This window comes from Bacillus sp. NEB1478 (genome assembly GCF_031582965.1).
Lineage (GTDB): Bacteria > Bacillota > Bacilli > Bacillales > Fictibacillaceae > Fictibacillus.
The window spans coordinates 2,938,514-2,963,020 of sequence record NZ_CP134049.1 but is presented as its reverse complement, the minus strand read 5'-3'; the positions used below and the strand labels follow the sequence as shown (position 1 = coordinate 2,963,020).

At 40.2% G+C, this 24,507-nt stretch carries 22 protein-coding genes; 16 read left to right on the top strand and 6 right to left on the bottom strand.

Going from position 1 to position 24,507, the window contains the following annotated elements; all coding sequences use genetic code 11:
- Positions 1-227 precede the first annotated feature (227 nt).
- The 3 genes from RGB74_RS14835 to RGB74_RS14825 all read right to left on the bottom strand — a co-directional run bounded on the left by RGB74_RS14835 (position 228) and on the right by RGB74_RS14825 (position 3,311).
- Positions 228-1,070, bottom strand: coding sequence for a carbohydrate ABC transporter permease (locus RGB74_RS14835; protein WP_310760076.1), 843 nt, complete (start codon positions 1,068-1,070; stop codon positions 228-230).
- A 16-nt stretch (positions 1,071-1,086) separates the two neighbouring features.
- Positions 1,087-1,971 (bottom strand): carbohydrate ABC transporter permease, encoded by an 885-nt coding sequence (locus RGB74_RS14830; RefSeq protein WP_310760075.1) that lies wholly within the window; start codon positions 1,969-1,971, stop codon positions 1,087-1,089.
- A gap of 89 nt (positions 1,972-2,060) precedes the next feature.
- Positions 2,061-3,311 carry a sugar ABC transporter substrate-binding protein gene (locus RGB74_RS14825; RefSeq protein WP_310760074.1) on the bottom strand — a complete coding sequence of 417 codons (1,251 nt, stop codon included), beginning with the start codon at positions 3,309-3,311 and terminating at the stop codon, positions 2,061-2,063.
- A 353-nt stretch (positions 3,312-3,664) separates the two neighbouring features.
- On the opposite strand from RGB74_RS14825, the gene bglX reads away from it, so the two are divergent.
- The 15 genes from bglX (at position 3,665) to RGB74_RS14750 (ending at position 22,182) form a co-directional block, all read left to right on the top strand.
- Positions 3,665-5,824, top strand: a complete 2,160-nt coding sequence (gene bglX / locus RGB74_RS14820; protein WP_310760072.1) for a beta-glucosidase BglX — start codon at positions 3,665-3,667, stop codon at positions 5,822-5,824.
- 18 nt (positions 5,825-5,842) lie between these two features.
- Entirely contained in the window at positions 5,843-9,184 is a 3,342-nt protein-coding gene (locus RGB74_RS14815; RefSeq protein ID WP_310760071.1) for a GH36-type glycosyl hydrolase domain-containing protein, read from the top strand.
- A 439-nt stretch (positions 9,185-9,623) separates the two neighbouring features.
- Entirely contained in the window at positions 9,624-10,589 is a 966-nt protein-coding gene (locus RGB74_RS14810; protein ID WP_310760070.1) for a LacI family DNA-binding transcriptional regulator, read from the top strand.
- Positions 10,590-10,722: 133 nt separating this feature from the next.
- A complete protein-coding gene (locus tag RGB74_RS14805; protein ID WP_310760069.1) occupies positions 10,723-11,274 on the top strand; it encodes a GNAT family N-acetyltransferase in 552 nt (183 codons plus the stop codon).
- A 255-nt stretch (positions 11,275-11,529) separates the two neighbouring features.
- Complete coding sequence (locus RGB74_RS14800) at positions 11,530-12,492, top strand: NAD(P)H-dependent glycerol-3-phosphate dehydrogenase (RefSeq protein ID WP_310760067.1); 963 nt, start codon at positions 11,530-11,532, stop codon at positions 12,490-12,492.
- 340 nt (positions 12,493-12,832) lie between these two features.
- Positions 12,833-13,231 carry a hypothetical protein gene (locus RGB74_RS14795; RefSeq protein WP_310760066.1) on the top strand — a complete coding sequence of 133 codons (399 nt, stop codon included), beginning with the start codon at positions 12,833-12,835 and terminating at the stop codon, positions 13,229-13,231.
- A 641-nt stretch (positions 13,232-13,872) separates the two neighbouring features.
- Complete coding sequence (locus tag RGB74_RS14790; RefSeq protein ID WP_310760065.1) at positions 13,873-14,904, top strand: LacI family DNA-binding transcriptional regulator; 1,032 nt, start codon at positions 13,873-13,875, stop codon at positions 14,902-14,904.
- 125 nt (positions 14,905-15,029) lie between these two features.
- A complete protein-coding gene (locus tag RGB74_RS14785; RefSeq protein ID WP_310760064.1) occupies positions 15,030-15,797 on the top strand; it encodes a sugar phosphate isomerase/epimerase family protein in 768 nt (255 codons plus the stop codon).
- 20 nt (positions 15,798-15,817) lie between these two features.
- Positions 15,818-16,777 (top strand): sugar kinase, encoded by a 960-nt coding sequence (locus RGB74_RS14780; protein ID WP_310760063.1) that lies wholly within the window; start codon positions 15,818-15,820, stop codon positions 16,775-16,777.
- Positions 16,774-18,060 carry an MFS transporter gene (locus RGB74_RS14775; protein WP_310760062.1) on the top strand — a complete coding sequence of 429 codons (1,287 nt, stop codon included), beginning with the start codon at positions 16,774-16,776 and terminating at the stop codon, positions 18,058-18,060. The genes RGB74_RS14780 and RGB74_RS14775 overlap by 4 nt, the downstream gene beginning before the upstream one ends.
- On the top strand, positions 18,057-18,686 hold the full coding sequence (hxlA, locus tag RGB74_RS14770) for a 3-hexulose-6-phosphate synthase (protein WP_310760061.1): 630 nt from the start codon (positions 18,057-18,059) through the stop codon (positions 18,684-18,686). The genes RGB74_RS14775 and hxlA overlap by 4 nt, the downstream gene beginning before the upstream one ends.
- On the top strand, positions 18,679-19,227 hold the full coding sequence (gene hxlB, locus RGB74_RS14765) for a 6-phospho-3-hexuloisomerase (protein WP_310760060.1): 549 nt from the start codon (positions 18,679-18,681) through the stop codon (positions 19,225-19,227). The genes hxlA and hxlB overlap by 8 nt, the downstream gene beginning before the upstream one ends.
- A 12-nt stretch (positions 19,228-19,239) precedes the next feature.
- Entirely contained in the window at positions 19,240-19,872 is a 633-nt protein-coding gene (locus RGB74_RS14760; protein WP_310760059.1) for a bifunctional 4-hydroxy-2-oxoglutarate aldolase/2-dehydro-3-deoxy-phosphogluconate aldolase, read from the top strand.
- 189 nt (positions 19,873-20,061) lie between these two features.
- Positions 20,062-21,294 (top strand): MDR family MFS transporter, encoded by a 1,233-nt coding sequence (locus tag RGB74_RS14755; protein ID WP_310760058.1) that lies wholly within the window; start codon positions 20,062-20,064, stop codon positions 21,292-21,294.
- Between the two features lie 45 nt (positions 21,295-21,339).
- Entirely contained in the window at positions 21,340-22,182 is an 843-nt protein-coding gene (locus RGB74_RS14750) for an AraC family transcriptional regulator (RefSeq protein WP_310760057.1), read from the top strand.
- Here RGB74_RS14750 and RGB74_RS14745 read toward each other — a convergent pair.
- A complete protein-coding gene (locus RGB74_RS14745; protein ID WP_310760056.1) occupies positions 22,158-22,619 on the bottom strand; it encodes a geobacillin-26 family protein in 462 nt (153 codons plus the stop codon). The genes RGB74_RS14750 and RGB74_RS14745 overlap by 25 nt on opposite strands.
- 43 nt (positions 22,620-22,662) lie before the next feature.
- On the opposite strand from RGB74_RS14745, the gene RGB74_RS14740 reads away from it, so the two are divergent.
- A complete protein-coding gene (locus RGB74_RS14740; RefSeq protein ID WP_310760055.1) occupies positions 22,663-23,232 on the top strand; it encodes a nucleotidyltransferase family protein in 570 nt (189 codons plus the stop codon).
- A gap of 238 nt (positions 23,233-23,470) precedes the next feature.
- Here RGB74_RS14740 and RGB74_RS14735 read toward each other — a convergent pair whose 3' ends face one another.
- The gene (locus tag RGB74_RS14735) at positions 23,471-24,076 is read right to left on the bottom strand and encodes a GNAT family N-acetyltransferase (RefSeq protein WP_310760054.1); all 606 of its coding nucleotides are present in this window, start codon (positions 24,074-24,076) and stop codon (positions 23,471-23,473) included.
- Between the two features lie 225 nt (positions 24,077-24,301).
- The gene (locus RGB74_RS14730; RefSeq protein WP_310760053.1) at positions 24,302-24,499 is read right to left on the bottom strand and encodes a hypothetical protein; all 198 of its coding nucleotides are present in this window, start codon (positions 24,497-24,499) and stop codon (positions 24,302-24,304) included.
- Between the last annotated feature and the right edge of the window lie 8 nt (positions 24,500-24,507).

Here is a 24,507-nt window from a genome sequence, read left to right as displayed (position 1 = left end):
ATGTAGATGATTCAAAAGTGTGAGTAAACCAGCATTTTTGAGTCATCTTTTTGCGTATTTTAACCGTTTTATTATGAAAATCAGATGTTTTGAAGATTTCCGTTTATCGGAAATTACAACATTTGATGTAATACGGGAGGAAGCAGTAAAAACGAGGGCGGAACCGCTCTACAAAAAAATGACCCACCAGCGTGTACAAATACACGTTAGTGAGCCAGCCTTAAAGATTATTTCATCCCGGAAATCGTATAACCTTCGATAATGTGTTTCTGAAAGATGATGAAGATGATAACGATCGGTACGACCATAAAAGTCGAACCTGCCATTTGAAGTGCGTAATTTCCTCCATATTGACCCTTCAGGAGACTTAAACCAACAGACAAAGTATACAAGCTTTCGTCGTTCGCCATAATCAATGGCCATAGGAAGCTGTTCCAGCCTGCGATGAACGTCAAGATACCTTGTACGGCTAAGATTGGCTTTGAAATCGGCAGAATCAATTGCATGAAAACGCGGAATTCACTTGCGCCATCTAAGCGTGCGGCTTCGATCAATTCATCCGGAATCGTTGACATGAACTGTCGGAATAAGAAGATGCTAAACGCACCAACTAATCCTGGTAATACGATTCCGGCCATCGTGTTCGTTAATCCCATCTGATTTAATATGAGGTAAACCGGGATCATTGTGACTTGCCCTGGAATCATCATCGTAGCGAGTACAAGATAAAAGAGTTTATCACTGCCTTTGAATTTGTACTTGGCGAAGGCATAGCCAGCCATCGCATTAAAGAATAAGCCGACAAAAGAACAGAGAACAACGATAATCGTGTTTTTCAAATAAACACCGAAGTTCATATTCTCAAACAAATAGAGGAAGTTCTCTGTTGTGAACGTTTCAGGCCATAGTGTCGGAGTAAGTTTAAGCACTTCGCTTTCTGGTTTGAAAGCAGAGAGAATCATCCATATAAAAGGAATCGCTACAAGAATTCCGCCGATCGTCAGGATGAGAGCGGCTAACCTGGCTTGAAAGCGATAAGTTTTTTTAGCATTTGATACATTTGTTTTCATGTTCTCACCTCAAATCCTAAAAGTCGGTTTCTTTCTTTTGCAGTCTGAACTGAATCATCGTAATGATAATGATTGCGACAAATAAGATGAAGGAACCTGCCGCAGCATAACCAAAGTTGCTTAACTGAAATCCGTTGCGATAAATAAACAGAGCAACAGATGTCGTACTGTCGAGAGGGCCGCCTTTTGTCATGACAAAAGGTTCTTCGAAAAATTGCAGCCATCCAATCATCGTCGTAATGGAAACAAAGAAAATCGCATAGCGAAGGAGTGGAAGAGTAATATTCGTGAGCTGCTTCCAATTGTTTGCTCCGTCTAGCTGCGCCGCTTCATAGTATGTTTTCGGGATACCTTGCAGAGCAGCGAGGAAGATAATCATGTTCACACCAATTGCGCGCCAGACGGCTAGAGCAATCAATGAACCTTTTGCGATTGTTGGATCCTGCAGCCACGGTATCGCAGGGATACCGACAAGTCCGAGCAAATAGTTGAATAGACCAAATTGCGGATTGTACAAGTACGTCCAGACTACCGCGACAGCAACTACGTTTGTGATAGAAGGCATATAAAAAATAAGGCGAAAACCACGGAAAATTCTTGATGTACCAAAGTTGATCAATAAAGCAACAGCAAGTGAACAAATGATAACGAGCGGAACGCCAAAGACGACATAAAAAAGCGTGTTGCCAATTGATTTCATGAAGATCGGATCTGAGAAGATATTTTTATAATTTTCAAGTCCGATAAAGCTGATATTGGAAAAGTCGGCAAGACCGGCAAGATCAATATCTGTAAAACTGATTACTAAAGCAACTACTATCGGAAACAGTGAAAATACTGCCAGCAAAATTAAGGCAGGGCCGATAAAGAGATAGGGAGTTGATTTAGAATAGCTTTTCACGTTTTTCACATCCTTCGTAATGGCAAAAAAGTTTCTGAATAAAAAGGTAACGAGCAGGATAACCTGCCCGTTATACCTATATCAGATCGTTATTTGCTTAAGATCTTCTCAGATTGCTTTTGGAAATTGTCCATTTCTGTTTTCACATCTACTTTGCCGCGATAAATTTTTTCGAAGCTCTTTAGATAAGTTTGCGCAATTTCTTCCCATTGCTTAATAACAGGCATTGGCTGTGAAGCTTTCATCTGCTCACCAAATGCATTGTAGTATTCATTGCCTTTTAAGGATTCGTCATCCCAAGACTTTTGAGTAGCAGGTAGAGAGTTCGTCATTTCCATCCATTTTAATTGTGTTTCTGGTTTACTCATAAATGCTGCGAATTTAACTGCTTCTTTTTCGTTCTTCGTGTATTCAAATACGGATAAGTTAGATCCGCCAAGTGCTGAAATGTTGTTCTCTTTTTTAGGAAGTACTGCTGTTGACCATTTTCCTTTAAGGTCTGGAGCTTGGTCGTTGATCATCTTGATCATCCATGGACCACTGATGAACATCGGCAATATACCGTCTCCGCTGAAAGCTTGGATAATGTCGATTCCTAAATCATCTTTTGGAGTAGCTCCATCTTTATAGAAGCTGTTTAAGTATTCAATAGCTTCAACAAATTTAGGATCGTTAAACTTAGGTTCGTTATTTGGTCCTAATAGTTCTGCACCGTTTTGACGAGCGAACATGAAACCAAGACTCTGTTCTTTCGAGTCAAGGCTGATACCGTATTTTCCTTTTCCGCGTTTAGCCAGCTTGTCTGCAGCTGCTTTTAGCTCTTCCCATGTTTTTGGAGCTTCTTTAAACCCTGCTTCTTCAAGCAAGTCTGTTCTATAGTAAAGTACACGTGTGTCAACGTACCACGGAACGCCTACCATTTTGTCTTCGTATTTTGTAGTTGCAACAGAACCTTCAAAGAAATTTTTAGGATCTAGTTCTGGGTTGTCCTTAATAAAAGGTGTTAAGTCTTTTAGTGCACCAGCAGCCCCAAATTCAGGAATCCAAGTTGTTCCCATTTGAACAACATCAGGACCTTTTTTAGATGCAACAGCTGTTAAAAGCTTATCGTGTGCTTGATCCCAAGGAATTGCTTGAACTTTTACGTCAATCTTCGGGTTTTCTTTTTCGAATTCCTCAGCGATTTTAGGTAGAGATTTTGCTTCTTCTCCCATTCCCCAGACAGTTATCGTCTTTTTATCTCCATCGGAACCTGAAGAGCAGCCAGCAAGAGCGCCGGATAAAACAAGTGCGCCGAGCATTGATGTTACCATTGTTTTCTTAAACCAATGTTTTTTCATGTGTCTTCCCCCTATATTTGCTTTCGTTTTTGTTCAGCAGAATGAAATCTGCTGGTTAAACAGGCAACTATTTTTACTATTCCCTTGATTTCGTAAAGATTATTGTTGAAACGTTTCGATAAGCACATTATAATTCAAGTTGTAATCGTTTTCAACAGGATAATTTTAAAAAAGATTTTGTTTGAGGAAATTGGCAGATATACCTTGATTTCAAGGGGATAACAGAGGAATTGTAGAGTGCTGGTAAATTGACTTTCATTTTCTTTTCACATTATAATTTCCATGAAATCAATAGAAACGTTTCGATTTAAGACTGAGTATTTATAAAAAAGAAACAAGGAGCGCGGATAACTATGAACAATAATCGTATTGCATCATTAGTAGAAAAAATGACGTTGCACGAAAAAATCGCTCAACTCATTCAGTTAGCAACACCATTTTATAAAGGTGCTTCCAATGGCGGGAAGATTACAGGGCCAATGGCTGAACTAGGTGTTACTGACGAAGATGTAATCAATAGTGGTTCGGTATTAGGAGCATCTGGTGCAAAAGAAGTAAAAAGTATTCAAGAAGCGCACTTAAAGGAAAACAGACACGGTATTCCTTTGTTAATGATGGCGGATATTGTTCATGGTTACAAAACGATTTTTCCGGTTCCGCTTGCGATTGGCTGTTCTTGGGATTTAGAAGCAGCTGAAAAAAGTGCGGAAGTAGCGGCACGAGAAGCATCTGTCAGCGGTGTTCATGTTACATTCGCACCGATGGTTGACCTCGTTCGTGATCCTCGCTGGGGAAGAGTAATGGAAAGTACGGGTGAAGATCCGTATTTGAACGGTGAATTTGCGAGAGCATTTGTCCGAGGCTTTCAAGGGAAAAATCTTACAGAAGACAAAGATCGCGTGGCGGCTTGCGTGAAGCATTTTGCGGCATACGGTGCTGCAGAAGCAGGACGCGATTATAACACGGTCGATATGTCAGAGCGTCAGCTTCGTGAATCATATCTTCCAGCTTATAAAGCAGCGCTTGATGAAGGCTGTGAGATGGTTATGACTTCTTTTAATACAGTGGAAGGCGTTCCAGCGACGGGAAACAAATGGCTGATGCGTGACATTCTTCGAGAAGAGATGGGCTTTAATGGTGTATTGATCTCAGATTGGGGTGCTGTAAAAGAACAGATCCCCCACGGAGTCGTTCGTGACGAAAAAGAAGCCGCTGAAAAATCTATACAGGCAGGCGTCGATATTGAAATGATGACAGCGTGCTATATCAAAAACTTAGAAACGCTTGTTAAAGAAGGAAAAGTAGCAGAACAAACAATTGATGAAGGCGTCTATCGCATTTTAGAGCTGAAAGAAAAGCTAGGACTTTTTGAAAACCCGCACCGAGGTGCAGATGAAGAACGTGAAAAAGAGGTAATTTTAAGTGAATCACATCGAAAAGCGGCTTATGATCTGGCTGTAAAATCAACTGTACTTTTAAAAAATGAGGAAGTTCTCCCATTAAATAACGAGAAGCAAATTGCATTAATCGGGCCTTTTGCAAAAAGTGGTGACATCTTAGGTGCTTGGTCATGGATGGGATCACATGAAGAAGCGGTTAGCTTATATGAAGGTATGCAAAAGAAAGTGAGTGCAGAAAATTTATTAACAGCAAAAGGCAGCGGGATTGAAACAGGATCTGAAGAAATGCTGAACGAGGCACTAGAGGCTGGGCAGAAAGCAGATGTGATCGTACTGGCACTTGGCGAAGAATCAGGAATGAGCGGGGAAGCTCGCTGCCGTGCTGATATTCGTTTACCTGAAATTCAGTTAGAGCTTTTATCCAAAGTAAAACAGCTTGGCAAGCAAGTCGTTGTCGTTCTTTTTAACGGACGTCCGCTCGATCTAACTGGAATGGAAGGACAGGCAGATGCCATTTTAGAAGCATGGTACCCGGGAACTGAAGGCGGCAATGCACTTGCTGACATTTTATTCGGTGACGTGAATCCATCTGGTAAACTTTCGATGTCATTTCCTTATACACTTGGACAAGTCCCAGTGTATTACAACAATTACAATACTGGCCGTCCAAAGAATGCTGCCGTTGATGAATATGTCTCTAAATACTTGGATATCCCGAATGAGCCGTTGTATCCGTTCGGATATGGATTAAGCTATACCGCTTATGAATACAGTGATCTATCACTTTCATCAAACAAGATGACACCAGATAGGCCAATAACCGTTTCTGTCTCCGTTACAAATAAAGGAGAGAGACAAGGTGATGAAGTTGTTCAGCTTTATGTACGAGATATGGTCGGGGAAGTGATCCGTCCATTGAAAGAATTGAAAGCATTTGAAAAGGTAACATTAGCTCCAGGTGAAATGAAAATAATCGAATTTACTCTCACTGAAGAACAGCTTCGTTATCACCACAGAGACTTGTCTTTTACAAGTGATGCCGGGGAGTTTACGATTTTTGTCGGACCGAACAGCCGTGATGTTTCAAGTGAGACATTCGAACTTACTAAATAGAGAATCGAGGAGAAAACGATGACAACAAAGACGAGAGGAAACTTTGAAATCAAAGCCGGTGATGTTCGTTTTACTTTTTTAAACACAGGTGATATTTTCGAAGCTTCTTATAACCGTACGATGATCAATCAATGGCTAAGTAATCCGATTGATGGCGCACTGAACAATTTGTATCTTCGTCTTTTTAAAGAAGACGGAATTTCGGCTGCACCACTTTTAGGCATCCATTCAGACAGCAAGGTATCCTATACAGAACAACAAGTTTTCTGGGAAGGTGCGTTTGAAGAAGTTACTTACAAAGTGACGTTCACATTAACGGATAAAGCGATATGGTTTTGGAATGTTGAACTTACAGGATCTGATATTAAAGCAGATATCATTTATGGGCAGGATGTAGGACTTGCAGATAGAGGTGCGGTCCGTACAAATGAGGCATACATGGCTCAATATGTTGATCACCGTATTTTTGAAGATGAAAAGCTAGGCTATGTCGTTTGTTCTCGTCAAAATCAGCCAAACGGAACAGCTTTTCCTTATATGCAGCAAGGTTCACTGACAAAAGCAATCGGTTATTCTACTGATGGCTATCAGTTCTTCGGCCGTTCTTACAAAGAAACGGACACACCAGAAGCTCTTTTCAAACAAAACCTTGTTAATGAAGTGTATCAATATGAGTTTGCTTATACGGCACTTCAAACAGAACTGGTGGACCTTGATGGAACGAAGCAATTTGTGTTTTACGGCTGTTTTAAAGAAGACCATGCAGAAGCGGTTACGGACGTTGAATTTACAGATGAAATCTTAGATTCATGGAATAAAGTTCAAAACATTGTTAGCAAAGAAAAAGCTTCTCTTCCAAAAGTGACACGCAACGAACAGTTCGCAGGAACATTGAAAACATCCGATTTCACGATCGAAGAAGTAACAAAACGATATCCGGACAGAATTTTAGAAGAGTACGAAGGCGACACATTATTATCTTTTTTTACTCCAACATATGAACATATCGTATTAAAAGAGAAAGAAAGAATCGTAGAACGTCCGCACGGGCACATTCTTGTTACAGGCAACAATGTTCATTTGAAAGAAGATACGATTACGACGACTTCGTACATGTACGGTCTGTTCAATTCCCAGCTAGTTGTCGGAAACACTTCTTTCCATAAGATGCTGACGAATGCACGTAATGCATTAAATATCATGAAAACGTCTGGTCAGCGCATTTATGTAGAAATCGATGGTAGACTGAAACTTTTAACGATGCCATCACTTTTTGAGATGGGTTTCAACTTTACACGATGGTATTACAAAACCGATGGCGAAACATTTATAATCACGAATTTTACGACGGTTGATACGCCTGAAGTTCAGCTGGAGCTAAAAACAGAAAGCGGAAGAAACTACCGATTTGTTGTAACGAACCAAGTATCGATGAACAACATGGAATATGAAGTGCCTTTTAAGATGGAAACAAAGGGTGACACGATTTCATTCTTTGCAGATCCATCGTCTGACAGCGGAAAAACATACAAACAACTAAGCTACCGTATGAAGTTATCGGGCACAGAAATGAAAGTAACCGATGAAACTTTCTTTGGTGATAACATCGAACCTCTTTCTGCTTCACTCGTTGTGTGTGATCTGGAGCCGACGAACGAATGGATGATGACAATCCAAGGATTGATTTACGGTAAAGAGATTCCGTTATCGGAAAAAGAAGCAGAAGCTGAAATTCAGCGATATCGCGAGTTCATTGTGAAAACGAATAGAGGCTTCCACCTTTCAAAAGACGGAAATGAAACGGAAGAGCTTCAAAAAATGAACGCATTGGCACATTGGTATACCCACAATATGCTGATTCACTATTCGGTGCCGCACGGCTTAGAACAATATGGCGGAGCAGCTTGGGGAACACGCGATGTTTGTCAGGGACCAGCCGAATATTTCTTGGCAACACAGCATTATGATGCTGTAAAAGAGATTTTGCTCACTGTATATTCTCACCAATACGAAGAAACTGGCAACTGGCCGCAATGGTTCATGTTTGATCAGTACTACAAATTCCAGCAAGAGGAATCTCATGGTGATATCATTGTTTGGCCGCTGAAAGCTGTAACGGATTATTTGGCTGCAACAAACGATTTTAGTATTTTAGATGTAACCATTCCTTATACAGACCATTCGTTTGGATTTACGGATGAAAAAGTAACATTGTTTGACCACATCCAAAAGCAGATCGATTACATGAAAGCGAACTTCCTGCATGATACACACCTTTCTTCTTATGGAGATGGTGACTGGGATGACACGCTTCAGCCTGCCAACCCGCAGCTTAAGAAGTTCATGGTAAGTTCATGGACAGTTGCATTGACGTATCAAGTCATGAATCAATTTTCTTCATTGCTGAAAAATGTAAACGAAGAGAAATCATCGGAACTGAAGACGTTAGCGGAAAATATTAAAAATGATTATGAAAAATACATGCTTCAAAATGATGTTATTCCAGGCTTTGTTTTTATGGAAAATGCAGACGAACCGAAGCTGATGCTGCATCCGACAGATAACACAACAGGCATCAACTACCGGTTATTACCGATGACGCGCAGTATGATCGCTGAGCTTTTGACACCAGAGCAAGCACAAAAGCATCTTGACGTAATCATGGATAAGTTCTATTGTCCGGATGGCGTCCGCTTGATGGATAAACCCGCACATTACAAAGGCGGTGTCAGCACTCATTTTAAGCGTGCTGAACAGGCATCGAATTTTGGACGAGAGATCGGGCTGCAATACGTGCATGCACATATCCGTTTTGTTGAAGCGATGGCGAAACTCGGGAAGACGGAAGAAGTTTGGAGCGGTTTAGAAAAAATTAATCCGGTTATGATCCAGGATAAAGTTCCGAATGCAGAACGTCGCCAAAGCAACGCTTATTTCAGCAGTTCAGACGGTGATTTCAAAACGCGCTATGAGGCACAAGAACGTTTTGGTGAGCTGAAAAAAGGTGAAGCGAAAGTAAAAGGCGGATGGCGCATCTACTCTTCAGGACCTGGAATCTACATGAATCAATTGATAACCAACTGTTTAGGAATTCGTCCAAATGGCGAGAATCTAATTTTAGACCCAGTCCTCTCAGATGACATGGACGGAATTGAGTTTCAATACATGGTCGACGAAAAGCAAGTAACGTTTGTTTATCATAAGAAAAATGCAGGAGCAGCTCGTCTTGTAGTGAACGGAAAAGAATTAAATACGACGCCGTACAAAAACGTGTATCGTGAAGGCGGAGTAGTCGTAAACCGCAATGAATTGATCAGCCATCTAAGCGCTGAAAACCATACAGTCGAAATTTATTTCTAAAAGCTGTTTTTGTATTCATTGTTGCTCTTGTAAGTAGTTGATTTCCGTTACAGGATGCTCGCTTTCCGCGGGGCGTGCGGTGAGCCACTGCATATGCTTATTAAATCCTGCTCCTGCGTCTGCACGAAAATTCTGATGAAGCGAGCTTCATCGTCACATGCCTTGCGAGAAGAATACTCAAGTGGCTGGCACGCTGATCCCGCAGGACAAGGAAAGCAACGACAGCATTACATCGCACGAAGAAAATGTGATTTTCATTTTCGAGGAGTCTCACACCTTGCACTCCAATCAACTTTTCAATGAAGCGAATTAACAAAATGCCTCATAAACAACCATCTTTTAGATAAGAGTATTTCTAAAAATAAAGCTTGTACCGACTTTTTCTAAAAAAGGTATAATAAAGGAAAACGTTTACAACGAGAGATAGGAGAGAATTACGTTGGTAAGTATAAAAGACATTGCGAAAAAAGCAGGTGTTTCCATTTCCACGGTCTCCTATGCCTTGAACGGGAGTACGAAAGTAACAAAGGAAACATCTGAGAGAATCATAGCGATTGCAAAAGAACTCGATTATATTCCAAGTGCCGCAGCTCGTTCTTTAAAAAAACGCGAGACGAAAATCATCGGTGTGTATTTAACAGATTACAGTGGTGCATTTTACGGACAGCTGCTGCAAGGGATGATGGAAACACTCACACAGAATGGATATGAGCTGATTGTCTGCAGCGGAAAAGAGTCACACCGTTTCTTGCCAGAGCGCATGGTGGACGGGGCTATTATTCTGGATGCAACATACGATACAGAAGAACTTTTGAGCCATGCAGAGCGCGGTCATAAGCTCGTCGTGATGGATAGAAGAATCGATCACCCGAATATTTCGCAAGTATTGTTAGATAACAAAGCTGGAGCAACATTGGCAATCGATTATTTAGCTGAAAAAGGACAAAACAAAGTGTATGTAGTTAAAGGTCCTGAAGAATCGTTCGATGCCCTCCAGCGTCTGGAAGCTGTTCAAAAAGCGGTTCAACGCTATTCTCATATCGAATACATCGAGCTGGATGGGGACTTTAATAAACCATCAGGTGAAGCAGCTGCTAAGAAAATTCATGATGAATTTTCCGATCCTGTCAGCGTATTTTGTTTGAACGATGAAATGGCCATCGGTGTTTTCAACTATTTTAACAGCACGAAACTCCAGATCGGCAAGGATATACATGTGGTCGGATTTGATAACATCGAAACGGCTCAATATATTCAGCCACGTTTGGCAACGATCAACTATTCGAAGTACAAATGGGGTGCACTAGCCTCAGAACTTTTGTTGAGATTAATTAAAGATCAAGAAATTGGTCACGAACGAATTAACGTAAGCCTAGTTGAAGGCGATTCAGTAGGGAATCGATAATTAGGAGCCGGCTCAGTGAAATGAGCCGGTTTTTTTGTTTTCTTAATCACTATGACCTTTACACTTTATGCTAATATTTACATATACATAATTTTCTGATATATGCGGGAGATATTTATGGAGGCACTTAGTAATGAGTTATATTTGGGAAGGTAAGTTAGTTCGATTAAGACCCATTCAACCTTCAGATTGGGAAAGTTTCCATAAAGATGGTTTGGATTCTGAGATATCAAGATTAAATGATGCAGTTTATGGTCCAAGGTCTAAAGAAGGTACTAGAAAATGGACTGAGAGCGAGTCTGACAAAGGCTGGGATGGACATAACTTCAGACTAGCCATTGAAAGTATCGACGGTGAATTAGTTGGCAGTATTAATACAGATAAATGTGATCAACGTAATGGAACCTTTAGTTATGGTGTAAGTATATTTCGTGAACATTGGAAAAAAGGATATGCTAGTGATGCCATAAAAATTATATTGCACTATTTCTTTAATGAGCTTCGCTATCAAAAAGTGAATGCATACGTTTATAGTTTTAATGCTGGCTCTATCCGACTTCATAATCACCTCGGTTTCACTAAAGAAGGGTGTTTACGAAACATGGTTTTTACTGAAGGAAGATATTATGATTTATTCATTTTTGGTTTAACAAAGCAAGAATTTAATACAAAAAAGGTAGAATGATGAGGCTAATTTTTAAAGATTGTTGCTTTTAAATTTTTGAAAGACAACCGATGATATATAAGTTGATTGGAGCGGAAGATGCGAGACTCCTGCGGGAGAAGCGGGACAGGTGAGACCCAACAGGCGCAACGCGCCGAGGAGGCTCACCGCACGCCCCGCGGAAAGCGAGCAACCTGAAGCGGAAATCAACCACTCAATAGCATCAAAGTTTACGAAAATAGCCATTGATAAAAACATAAAGAAAAAGGTGAAATCATGAAAGTAACTGTATTAGGATGTGGCAGATGGGGAACTTTTATCGCTTGGTATGTGAATAAAGTCGGACACCAGGTCATGTTATGGGGAAGAGAAAACTCAAAAAATTATAAAGGGCTAAAAGAAAATAGAAGGAACGATTACCTTACGTTGCCGGACGAAATCGAACTTAGTGATTCGTTAGAAAACGTTGTAACCGCAGCAGAAACAATCATCATATCAATCAGTGCTCAAGAGCTTCGATCCTTTGCGAAACAACTGAGTCAATTAAAAGAAATAGAGGGTAAAACTTTCATCTTGTGCATGAAAGGGTTAGAAGCGGAAAGCGGTAAACGGCTCACTCAAGTTTTTAGTGAAGAAGTTGGGAAAAACACAAATGTTGCGGTTTGGGTAGGACCAGGGCATGTTCAGGATTTTGTGAATCATATTCCGAACTGTATGGTAATCAGTTCAGAGAATATTGAAATTACGAAAAAGATTGTCCAAGAGTTTAATAGTGATCTAATCCGGTTTTATTATGGACAAGATCTCATTGGGAATGAAATCGGAGCTGCTACAAAAAATGTAATGGGGATAGCAGCCGGCATGCTGGATGGCCTGAATTACAGCAGTTTAAAAGGGTCGTTAATGGCTAGGGGAACGCGTGAGATTTCACGTCTTGTCCGGGCGATGGGCGGTAATGATTTAACGATTTATGGATTAAGCCATTTAGGAGATTATGAGGCAACATTGTTCTCGCTTCACAGCCATAACAGAAAGTTCGGTCAGATGTTCGTTCAAGGGGAAGACTTTGGCAAACTGGCAGAAGGGGTTTCTACGGTTAAGGCATTAAAGGAACTTTCGGAGCAGTACCATGTAGAACTTCCTATTTGTGATGCGATCTATGAGATTCTTTTTGAGAACAAAAATGCAAAAGATACGTTAGAAGATTTAATTTTACGACCAGTGAAGTTTGAATTTTAGCATAAGGAATGCAAAGCGGACTCAAAACAATAAGAGTCTGCTTATTTTGTTATGAGTTAGAAAATGATTGTGAGGTCTCTTAAGCCTATAAACGGTAAGGTTTCAAAAAAATGTGAGAGGGAAAATTTAAAACAAATGAGGAGGTGTAGGTAACTACTCTTCATATCTTTGTGACCAAAACCAATAAACTCTAAATCTACTGTGTAATTTCTTACTAAACATCTACTATAATCTATAATAGTTTGCCAAAAGATAAGAATAATAAGAGTAGCTGGTTTGTCGATTAACGAGTTTATTAAAGAAAATGGAGAAAATACTTATTAATTGAGGAGGATTCCTGATGCAATTAAAAAGAATTTTCATGCTTTTCTTCGTGTTAACATTTTCTTTTGTCACTCCGTTTTTGACAACACCCGCTAAAGCAGCTGGATGGGATTTTCTTGGTGGTGATAGATTTAGTGATGAGACGGATATCTGGCCATCTGGTGGCGGCGATTATAAAATTTGCCTTAGTTCTGAAAGTCAGCCAGGTTACTATCAATTATTTGAAGAGGATCCTTATAATCCCGATGATCAAGTAAGAACAGGTCTCTACTTTAAAACGGCTGGCAGTAATGATTTTGATTCAAAAGGCTGTCATGTCTACAAGAATATCGGTGGATTTGTAGATGGAGATCAAGCCGAATTTTATTTGAAAAAATACTCTAGTGGAGAATCATTTGTATGGTTTTACGATTGATTTGTAGCAGCAGTCGAGTATTATGGAATTGGTGAATTTTAATTATCAGAGATTTTTATGATCTTTAATAACGACTCTTTTAGAAGAGTCGTTTTTTTGTTAATCACCATTTTATTAGCTCTTTTCTAAAATATTGTTGCATTCAAATCTTATTTTTATTGTCTTCTTTGACTGTTGATTGGAGGGGAAGGTACGAGTCTCCTCGAAAATGAAAAGCACATTTTCTTCGTGCGATGTATTGCGGCCGAAGCTTTCCTTGTCCTGAGGGACAGGCGGGCAGTCCGAAAAGCGAAAACGGTTTGGTCAGCCCAGACAAGCAAAAGTGAAACGTCCAAATGTGGCTCACCGCACGCCCCGAGGAAAGCGAGCATCCTGGAACGGAAATCAACTACTTACAAGGTCGACAAAGTATGCGAAACCAGCCTTATATTAAATAAATATTTAAAAAGAGTTTGAAAATTTAAATTAATGCTGTTACAATAAACAAAAATGAAACCGGTTCCATTATGACTTTTTGAAGCGAGAACTCGGGAAAGTGAAGTTTAAGAAGCTGCTGTTATTCATGCAAAATTCGCTCGTCACTTACGAACAGATTCATCGCCTACAGAATATCATTAGGTTTAGAAGTTCAGGAAGGTATTATGGAAAAATCACAATCAACACGAATTACGATAAAAGACGTAGCTCTGCAAGCCGGGGTTTCGAAAACGACTGTTTCTAGATATTTAGCAGGGAATTTTAATGAAATTGCTCCGAAAACAAAAAAGCGGATTGAGGACACAATTTCTGCTTTAAATTACAGACCGAATATAATGGCACGCGGTCTTAAAAGAAACACCAGCAACTTAATTGGCATGGTTGTGGCGGATATTACGAATCCTTATACGACCGCTATTATGCGTGGAGCAGAAGATATTTGCAATCAAAACGGATACAACTTGCTCGTCTGTAACACAGATAATGATCCGCTAAAAGAGAGCGACTACATCCACATGCTTCAAGCTCATCGTATTGATGGGTTAATCATTAACACGACCGGAAGAAACAATGAAGCATTGAAAGATCTTGCGAATGATGATATCCCTGTTGTGCTCGTTGATAGAAAAGCTCCTGGCTTACATTTTGACGTGATCGGTGTTGAAAATCATCAAGCGGTTACCGAAGCCATGCATCACTTGATCAACCAGAAGTTTGAACGAATGGCATTTTTTACTGAATCATTAGACGGTGTAAGCTCGAGAAAAGAACGAGCAACAGCTTTTGAGCAAGTGCTAAAACAACATGAACACCAAAGCTCGAATGAAATATATGAGGTGGATCTGGCTGATGAAAGCTCTTTGCTAAAACAGCTATCAGTGTTTATTCAGAAATCCAATGGCCAGTCAAAAGCGATTTTCGCAGTAAACGGAGTTGTTCTTCTTCAGCTGGTCATTGCTTTACAGAAGCTGAAGCTATCCATACCAAAAGATGTGGCATTGATCGGATTTGATGATCCAGAGTGGGCACTCGCGGTAGGTTCAGGAATCACAACCATTGCTCAGCCAACTTATGAAATAGGAGTAGCTGCGATGGAAAGAATTTTGCAAAAAGTAAAAGGCGATAATAAGACATTTCCTCAAAACATTTCATTTTCTGCAAAACTTATTGTGAGAGGCTCTACAACAAATCGTTAAAAAGATCTTCCTATGTGAAGATCTTCCTTAATAAACAAAAATGGAACCGTTCCCATTTTAAAACGGATTTTATTTTTACAATAAAACGGAACCGGTTCCACTACTTAGGAAAGAGGAGAAGTCTCATGAAAACTGTTGTTGTAACCATGAATTCTTTTCGTATAGATGAAGTCCAAAAGTACGGGCAAGGTGAATTTATAAATCTCATCGCAAAGGCCGGTGCTAAAGGAGCTGAAATCAGAAGAGAGCTTTTTGTAGATCAAACGCTTCCTTTAAAAGAACTTGGAGATCAAATAAAAGCTGCTCAATTATTTTCAATCTTTTCAGCACCTGTTGAATTATATAACAAGGCTGGAAATCTAGATGAAAAGTCTATTAAACTGATTGTTTTGGAAGCGGTTACACTCGGATCGAAAATCGTTAAATTTTCATTGGGTCATTACACTTCAGAAAGATCAAATGTACATAATCTAAAAAAGCTTCTTCATTCTTTGGAGATAGAGAAACATAACTTGCAAGTGACGATTGAGAACGATCAAACAATGCATGGCGGAAATCTTGAACGCATTTCCCAGTTTTTAAAAGAGACAGCAAAGCACGATGTACCTGTAAAGATGACGTTTGATATCGGTAACTGGCTGTATACGGGGGAGAAAGTTTGGTCAGCGGCAAAGCGACTTTCACCATATGTGATTTATGTACATTGTAAACATGTTGAGAGGTTTGGAAATGAACTTGTAACTTTACCTTTACCTGTAGCAGAATCTGCTGATTGGAGAAAGCTGATCGCGCTTTTTGCCGATGGCAGTCCGTATGCGATTGAGTTTCCTCTACGAGGCGAAGACTTAATGGAGACGACAAAACAATACACGTTATTATTAGCAAATACCTGAATAGGAGAGGGGAACGAACGATGAAAAATACAGATATCATTACATTCGGCGAAGCGATGACGATGTTTATCGCAGATCAATTAGGGGAGCTGCACACCGTTTCGAATTTCACGAGAAATTTGGCAGGTGCAGAGACAAATGTTGCGATCGGGCTTTCAAGATTGAATTTCAAAGTTGGATTCTTAAGTAAAGTGGGGAACGATCCGTTTGGCCGATATATTGCAGATTCCCTTGAGCGAGAAAACATTGATATTTCAGCGGTTAAAACAGATGAGTCACGTTCTACTGGTTTTCAATTGAAATCAAAAGTGACGTCTGGTGATCCGGCTGTTCATTATTTTAGAAAGAATTCAGCAGCAAGCACGATGTCGATTGAAGATTTTCAAGATATTGCGATTCAAGATGCAAAGCATTTACATATGACTGGGATTCCTCCAGCTCTTTCAGAAAAAGCGAGAACTTTTGCACACTACATGATAGACACGATGAAGCAGAATGAAAGAACGGTTTCTTTTGATCCAAATCTCCGTCCAAATCTATGGAACTCTCAGCAAGAGATGGTAGAGGAAATTAATAAACTGGCTTTTAAAGCGGATTGGGTGCTGCCGGGTATCGGTGAAGGTGAGATTTTAACGGGTTATACAACATCTGAGAAAATAGCAGATTTTTATCTTATGAAGGGGGTGAAACTCGTCGTCGTTAAGCTAGGTGAAGATGGTGCTTATGTAAAAACTTCAAATGGAATGTCTGCTCAAGTACCAGGATTTTCGGTAAAAGAAGTTGTAGATACAGTCGGCGCTGGTGATGGATTCGCAGTGGGTCTGATTACAGGTTTGTTGAAAGGTGAAAGTATTATGGACGCTGTCAAAATGGGTAATGCGATTGGTGCTATGCAAGTGATGTCACCTGGGGACAGTGATGGTCTGCCGGATTTTGAACAACTAAAATCATTTATGGCTGAAAGGGAGTGCTTACAATGAAAACAATGGATTCTTTAGCAACAAGAAAGCGTTGGATTCGATTAATTCCGATTGCTTTTATTACGTATAGTTTGGCGTATCTTGACCGTGCGAACTACGGGTTTGGTGTGGCTGGAGGTATGGGAGAAGACCTTGGGATCACCGCTTCGGTTTCATCATTTTTGGCATCATTGTTCTTTTTAGGTTATTTCTTTTTTCAGATTCCAGGTGCGATTTATGCCGAAAAGAAAAGTGCGAAAGTGTTGGTTTTCTGGTCACTGATTCTGTGGGGCGGGCTTGCGACGGCAACGGGTCTTGCTACAGATGTCGCTTGGCTTTATCCGATTCGTTTCTTTTTAGGGGTTGTAGAAAGCGCTGTCATGCCGGCTATGCTTGTTTTCTTGAGCGGCTGGTTCTTGAAAGCAGAACGTTCTCGGGCAAACACGTTTTTAATTTTAGGAAACCCGGTAACGGTACTTTGGATGTCGATTCTTTCTGGTTATTTAATCAGAGCTTATGAGTGGCGCTGGATGTTTATCGTTGAAGGATTACCAGCAATTTTGTGGGCATTTATCTGGTGGAAGCTCGTAAACGACAGACCGAAAAATGCGAAATGGCTGACAGATGAAGAAAAGATAAATCTTGAAGCCGAGTTTCAAAAAGAGCAAACAGGAATGAAGCCTGTTAAGAATTATCGTGAAGCGTTTAAATCTAAAAAAGTAATTCTTCTTAGTCTGCAATACTTTTTCTGGAGCATTGGTGTTTATGGTTTCGTGATGTGGCTTCCTTCTATCCTTTCGAATGCATCAAAAATGGACATCGTGGCAACAGGATGGCTGTCAGCTGCACCTTACGTTCTTGCTGTTGTGGGGATGCTGTTAGTCTCTCATTATTCTGATAAGACCCTGAATCGTAAAAGCTTTGTCTGGGTTTCTCTATTAATTGGAGCAATTGCGTTTTACGGATCGTATGCGATCGGAAATTCAAACTTCTGGCTTTCTTTCGTTTTATTAGTAATCGCTGGCGGAGCAATGTACGCACCATACGGACCGTTTTTTGCGATTATTCCAGAAATCCTGCCTCGTAACGTAGCGGGTGGAGCGATGGCACTTATCAATAGTATGGGAGCTTTAGGGTCGTTCGTCGGTTCTTATTTTGTAGGATATTTGAACGGTGCAACAGGAGGACCAGGTGCATCTTACATCTTTATGGCCGGATCATTAGTTCTTTCTGTTATCTTTACACTGCTTGTAAAAACAGCAAAGGTTGAAACGGTGAAAAGAACGGAGGCGCAAGCACTGTGAACATCCAGCTCGCACTAGATCGGCTTTCGATAGAAGAGGCAATATCCATCACAAGAAAAGCGGAACCGTATATCGATTGGATCGAAGTGGGGACGTCTCTTATTAAGGAGTTTGGGATGGAAAGTGTGCGTTCTATAAGAAAAGCCTTTCCTGACAAGACAATCGTAGCTGACATGAAAACGTTCGACAATGCGACTTATGAATTCGAATTATGCTTTGAGGCAGGAGCAGATGTGGCCACCGTAATGGGAGCTGCACCTTCTGTTTCGATCGAGGCTTGTTTGGGTGTTGCAGAACGCCATGGCAAACAAGTGATGATTGACCTGCTCAACACTTCGCCTCAACAGATAGCGAGTTTAAGTGAATACGAGAATGCGATATTGTGTGCCCACTTAAGCAAAGACCAGCAAGAAAGCGGAAAGGAAGTACGTTTGCATATACCTTCCTTCTCGAATAAAAATAGCAAGCTGGCGGTTGCCGGAGGAATATCTGTGGATACTTTTTCAGAGATTGCTAAGTTGAATCCTTACGTAGTTATTATCGGTTCTGCCATAACCAAAACAGAGGATCCAGAAAAGGCTGCCGCGGCTTTTTATGAGATGAAAGGGAGGGTTGAACATGAATGATTTAGACAAGATATTGAACGAGATACAAGGTGTCCTTAAGAAGGTAGACTCTGAATTAGTGGAGAAGGTTTCGAGTCTATTACTCACTGAAAAAAGGATCTTCGTGATCGGAGAGGGCAGGTCAGGATTTATGGCCAAATCCTTTGCGATGCGTCTCATGCATCTTGGCGCACACGTCTATGTCGTGGGTGAAACAATTACTCCTTCTCTGCATTCAGGGGATGTTGTTGTAGCTGTCTCCGGCTCCGGAACGACAAAGAGTGTAGTCAACACGGCCCAAAAAGCGAAGGAGCATGACTGTCCGGTAATCGCCATCACAACAAAGCTAGAATCAGAGCTTGCGAGTTACGCATCCTTGGTGGCGCATATTCCTGCAGCTACAAAATTCAGAGGGGAAAATGAATCAGAGAGCATCCAGCCATTGGGGTCACTTTTTGACCAATGTGTGCATGTATTCTGTGATGCCGTCTGTTTACAAGTTGCATCTAAGCAATCTGAAAATAATAGTACCGCATTTTTACGGCACAGCAATCTAGAATAGGGGAGAAGTCTTATGACAAAACTTGCTTTTAAAGAGCTGGAAGAGAACAAACAACGAGAGATTTTAAAAGGTACCCAACTGATTGCTGTTTTGCGTGCACCATCTGTTGAAGAAGCGATCGAAAAGGGCAAAACTCTAGTGGAAGCGGGTATCCGTTGTCTGGAGTTAACTTTTACGATTCCTGAAGCTGAAAAAGTCATCCGGCATTTTGCTGAACATGAAAACTTAATCGTAGGGGCTGGGACCGTTTTGAATGTAAGGCAAGCTCAGAGCGCCGTTGATGCTGGGGCAGCTTTTATAATAAGCCCAGGATACGTAGAAGAACTCGTAAAATTTTCTAAAGAAAAAGACATCCTGTACATTCCAGGGGTCATGACCCCGACTGAAGTGGTAAGAGCGTATAATCACGGTCTCACTTTATTAAAGCTGTTTCCAAGTAATCTTTTCGGAAGTTCTTATTTGAAGGGACTTCGCGATCCATTCCCAGATGTTGATTTCATTCCGACCGGAGGGATATCGGCGGAGAATGCCAGAGAATGGCTCGATGCCGGCGCATTTGCGATCGGAATCGGCGGAGGGCTGACCAAAGGAACACCAGAAGAGATAAAAAATACAGTATTTCGATTAAAAAAAGCGATAGGGTAGATGCAGAAGCGGACTTTTTGTAAAAAAAGTCCTTTTTTTGTGTAAATACGAGCGCCATGAGGAAAATACGAGCGTCATACACAAAAATTGCTCCTTGAAATTCAGCAATTTCTGATGGGGCAAACTTCAGTGCCGGCAGTAAAATATATATGAACTTGCATGGATTAAGTTAGAAATGAGGCGCTGAATATGTTGGCAAAAGATAAGTTGAATTTCCATCCGCTTGCGTGGGGAGTTATTTTCGGGACGTTTCTGTCACGTGCCGGTTTCTTTATGAGCTTGCCGTTTCTCGGAATTTATCTGTACGAGGTGAAAGAAATCGATCCTGCAACAACGGGTGCCATTCTGTCTGTCAGTTTTATTGTCAGTACGTTCATAAGCTTTTTTGGTGGAGCGCTTTCTGACAGACTTGGAAGAATGACGGTCATGTTCGGATCGATGCTGCTGTGGGCTTTGGTTTTTATTGGTTTCGCCTTGGCAGATCAGGTCATCACTTTCTTTTTATTAAATGCGTTAAACGGGATGTGCCGATCTGTTTTTGAACCATCGGCCCGTGCATTGCTTACAGATGTAACGCCAGAGGAAAGACGAATGTCTGTTTTTAATGCACGTTATTATGCCATTAACTTAGGTGGAGCTATCGGCCCTTTAGTCGGTCTTTCATTAGGGGCTTCAAAAAATCCGCTTCCGTTCTTAATTAGTGCCGGGGTCTATTTTGTGTACACGGTCATTATTCTTTACTGGCTTATCCGCTACAAACCAAACGAGGACCAGAAGAAGGAAATTAATCATGTCTCCATAAAAGAAAGCATCATTATCATCGTAAAAGACAAAGTTTTTCGGTATTTTCTAATCGGTAATATGTTTGTTACGGGAGCCTACGCTCATCTGGATACAACGCTTTCTCAATATTTAGGGACGGATGATGTTACTGCGTATTCGATGCTGTTCATATCAAATACCTTATTTATCTTGATTTTTCAGTATCCGATCATAAAAGTGATGAAAAAGTACAGTTATCTTACGGCATTAAAAGCAGGATGTATCCTTTTTGGACTGGGATTGTTCGGATTTGGTCTATCCAAATCTATCCCACTTTTATTATTGTCCATGTTTCTTTTTACTGCGGGAGAAATTTTGTGCTTCATTATTGGAGATGTGCTGATCAGTGATATTGCTCCCGACAATATGCGGGGTGCTTATTTTGGAGCTGCCGGATTGCAGTTTATCGGCCAAGGCGGTTGTGCGTGGCTTGGGGGTTTTTTGCTTAGCTGGCTTGGATTTGGAGAGGGGATTTTTATTTTTAGTATATTAGGCGGTCTGGCAGTCTTAGCATTTCCGTTTTTCAAAAAAGGCGAACGACTATTTTTGCAAAGAAAGAAAAGGGTAAATGAGGAAATCGGTGAATATTCTGTAAGTTAAGTATATGATGAGGGGAGAGATTTTTTTAAGAAAAGAGGGAGATTCATGCGGTCATTAAATTTAAAACTTCAGCACAGTAAATTGATGATCACTCATTTATCACCACTGTCTTCCGATCCCATCGAACACGATCACGGAGAAGACTATCAGATTTCTATCCCTCTTTCAGGAACACCGTTTATTGATTTGAATCAGAAGACGAGTCCGCTTAACCCAAATTTGAGAACGATCACTTCTCCAGGTGAAAAACACCTCCATTTTACAGCAGATTCGGAAAGCAAGATTCTTTTAATCAACCTGAATAAACATTTTGTGGATGAAGTGGTTTCTTCCAAATTCAAAAATGAAATAACAGATATCGTTTTTAACAGTGTTGAAAAAGGATCTTCTGAAAAGTTTATAAAAATTGCAGATGAAATAATCAGGAAAAGTTTATTGCTTCCGGCAGATGACTTGACGATAGCTGAGCTGGAATGGCAGCTTGCTGAAACGTTGCTGACCTTGCAAACGAGTTCATACAGTGAAAAGTGGAAAAAGGAAGTTGTGTTGAACCATCATCCGATAATCAAAAACCTGACAGCTTTTATTTATGAAAATTCAGCACTCCCTATTTCGCTAGAGGACTTATCAAAAGAAACGAACATGAGTAAATATTATTTGATTCGAACGTTTAAAGAAGTGACGGGGATTACTCCTGGACAATTCATCACCCAAGTACGATTGGAGAAGGCAATTGGACTGTTAAGAAAAACAAACATAGATATCACAACGGTAGGATTTCAAGTTGGTTTCGGCAGTTTAAGTACATTTGAACGTACATTTAGAAAACGGTATGGCATGTCGATCTCAGTTTATCGTAAAAACTATCTGCTCAATATGAAAAAATAATAGTCCGCATCCTCGTAGGCTGAAAACAATTCAACGACTGGGGAAACCGAGTAGAAATAGACTATCATTACGACGGCAAAAAGGATCAATTTCGCATCCCTTGGACTTACCTTCTTCTTCTTTAAAAAGATCTTGACGAGCGGAACAGCGATGATTAAATAAACGACAGAGATAAGGATATCAATGTAATATCGATGAATGTTATCCACTGCACTTTTGAACCTATCCAGATCTTCACGGTTGTCTTTGTTTTCAGAAATCGTACTTGTTATGTGATGCTGACGGATTTTCCAGGTAAACGAATCTTGTGTTTTAATTAACTTGTATTCGTACCCCCAGGTTTTTTCTTCAGCTATTACTTTTGAGGCTGCTGAAACACTGCAAGTAGGAATAAGAGAAAAGAGAAGAAAGAGCAAAATAAAACGATTAAAGCGCACAGCACTACCTCCTAGTAAATTATTTAGAATGGTGGAATCAACATTGGAAATAAGAACAAAAAAAGATATTATCCAATTAATTAAAAATGATCAGTGGATGATGGAAATATTGAAAGCAGTAAAAGCAATTGATCTGCCTGAATGGTGGGTATGTGCGGGATTCGTACGTTCGAAAATTTGGGATACATTGCATGGATTTGAAAAAAGGACGCCGCTGGCTGATATTGACGTCGTTTATTTTGATTCAAAGAACACGGAAACAAGTGCTGAAAAAGAATACGAGAAACATCTTCAGGAGAGAATACCAAACCTTCCATGGTCCGTTAAAAATCAAGCAAGAATGCACGCTGTAAACGGATTTGATCCTTATGAATCTGCAGTCGATGCGATATCGAAATTTCCTGAAACGGTAACTGCGTTAGGTGTTAGACTAGATGAGGATAACGAGGTAATTTTAACTGCACCTTGTGGCATAGAGGACGCCATCAACATGGAAGTGTGGCCAACAAGACTTTTTTCTGAGGTGAACATACATAAACAAAAATATAAAATGCGGATCCAGAGTAAAAATTGGCAGCAGACATGGCCAAAAGTGAAGATTAATGGGTTATAGGATAGTCAATTTTAAAGTGCGAAGGTCAATTTTTAGAGCGTTATGGCCAATTTTTGTCGGGTGATGTCGACTTGGGAGTTTATTGTATTTATTCGTGAGATTCTGCTCAAAATCCGTGAGAATATATTCCGAATCCGGGAGATTAATTCCAAAACCCGTGAGATTATCCAATGAGAGTGCCTAAAAAGAAAACGAGACTGCCAACCAAACAGTGTGCAGCCTCGTTTTCTGCTATAAATCAAGGCTGAAGCTCATAATTTACCAGTTTCTGCTTCAAGTTTTCTTTAACTTTTGGCCATTCGTCATTAATAATGGAATAAATGACCGAATTTCTTATATAGCCATCCGCAAGCACTTTATGTTTTCTTAATATCCCTTCTTTACTTGCTCCTAAACGTTCAATTGCAGTTTGCGAGCGTATATTCCGCTCGTCTGTCTGGAATTGAACACGGTTAAAGTCCAGCGTCTCAAAACAGTACTCAAGCAGCAGCAGTTTGCATGTAGTGTTAACAAAAGTACGCTGATAATCTGCCCCATACCATGTAAATCCAATTTCACACGATTTGAAATCGAAGTTAAAATCATATAATCGGGTTGTTCCAATTACTTTTCCAGATTCTTTTAATGTCACTGCAAACGGAAGCGCCTGTTTATTTTCTCGTGTTCGTACAGCTGATTCGACTAGGTTTTCCATGGCTTCTAAGTTTTCATAACGGCTTATCATAAAATCCCATATAGAAGGGCTTTGTACTTTAAACAATCCCTCTGTATGTTTCATATCCATCGGGACAAGTGCGATTCTGTCATCAGAAAGAGTCGGTGGATCGATAAAAATGTTGTTCATATGTATTCCTCCAATGAATATAGATAATTACTCTGGACACTTATACTTTTCAAAAAAATTAGAACCGAGCCAAAATCCGATTGAACAAATGATGCTAGTACCAAAGATCGCATATTCACTGATATCCTCAGCCCAATAAAAAAGGGAGTAGCGATATCCAGATACGATTATCACAGTTAAGAAAATATACAATGCGAAACGTAAAAAAGCAGAAATTACATTTTTTTAATTCGCTATGTACTCAATGATTAAAGATGCAGGCAATGTGCAAAAAAGCATAAAAGGAGAAGAAAAAAACAGTCCGAAAACTAAGCTGAATAGAACCCCTCTATTACCGATTTCAAGAATGTTTCCCTCTGGAATTGTAAAGAAGAAAAGGGCGCCGCTAATTAGTGATACTGCAATTGAAGTTAAGGTTTTCACACGGTCAG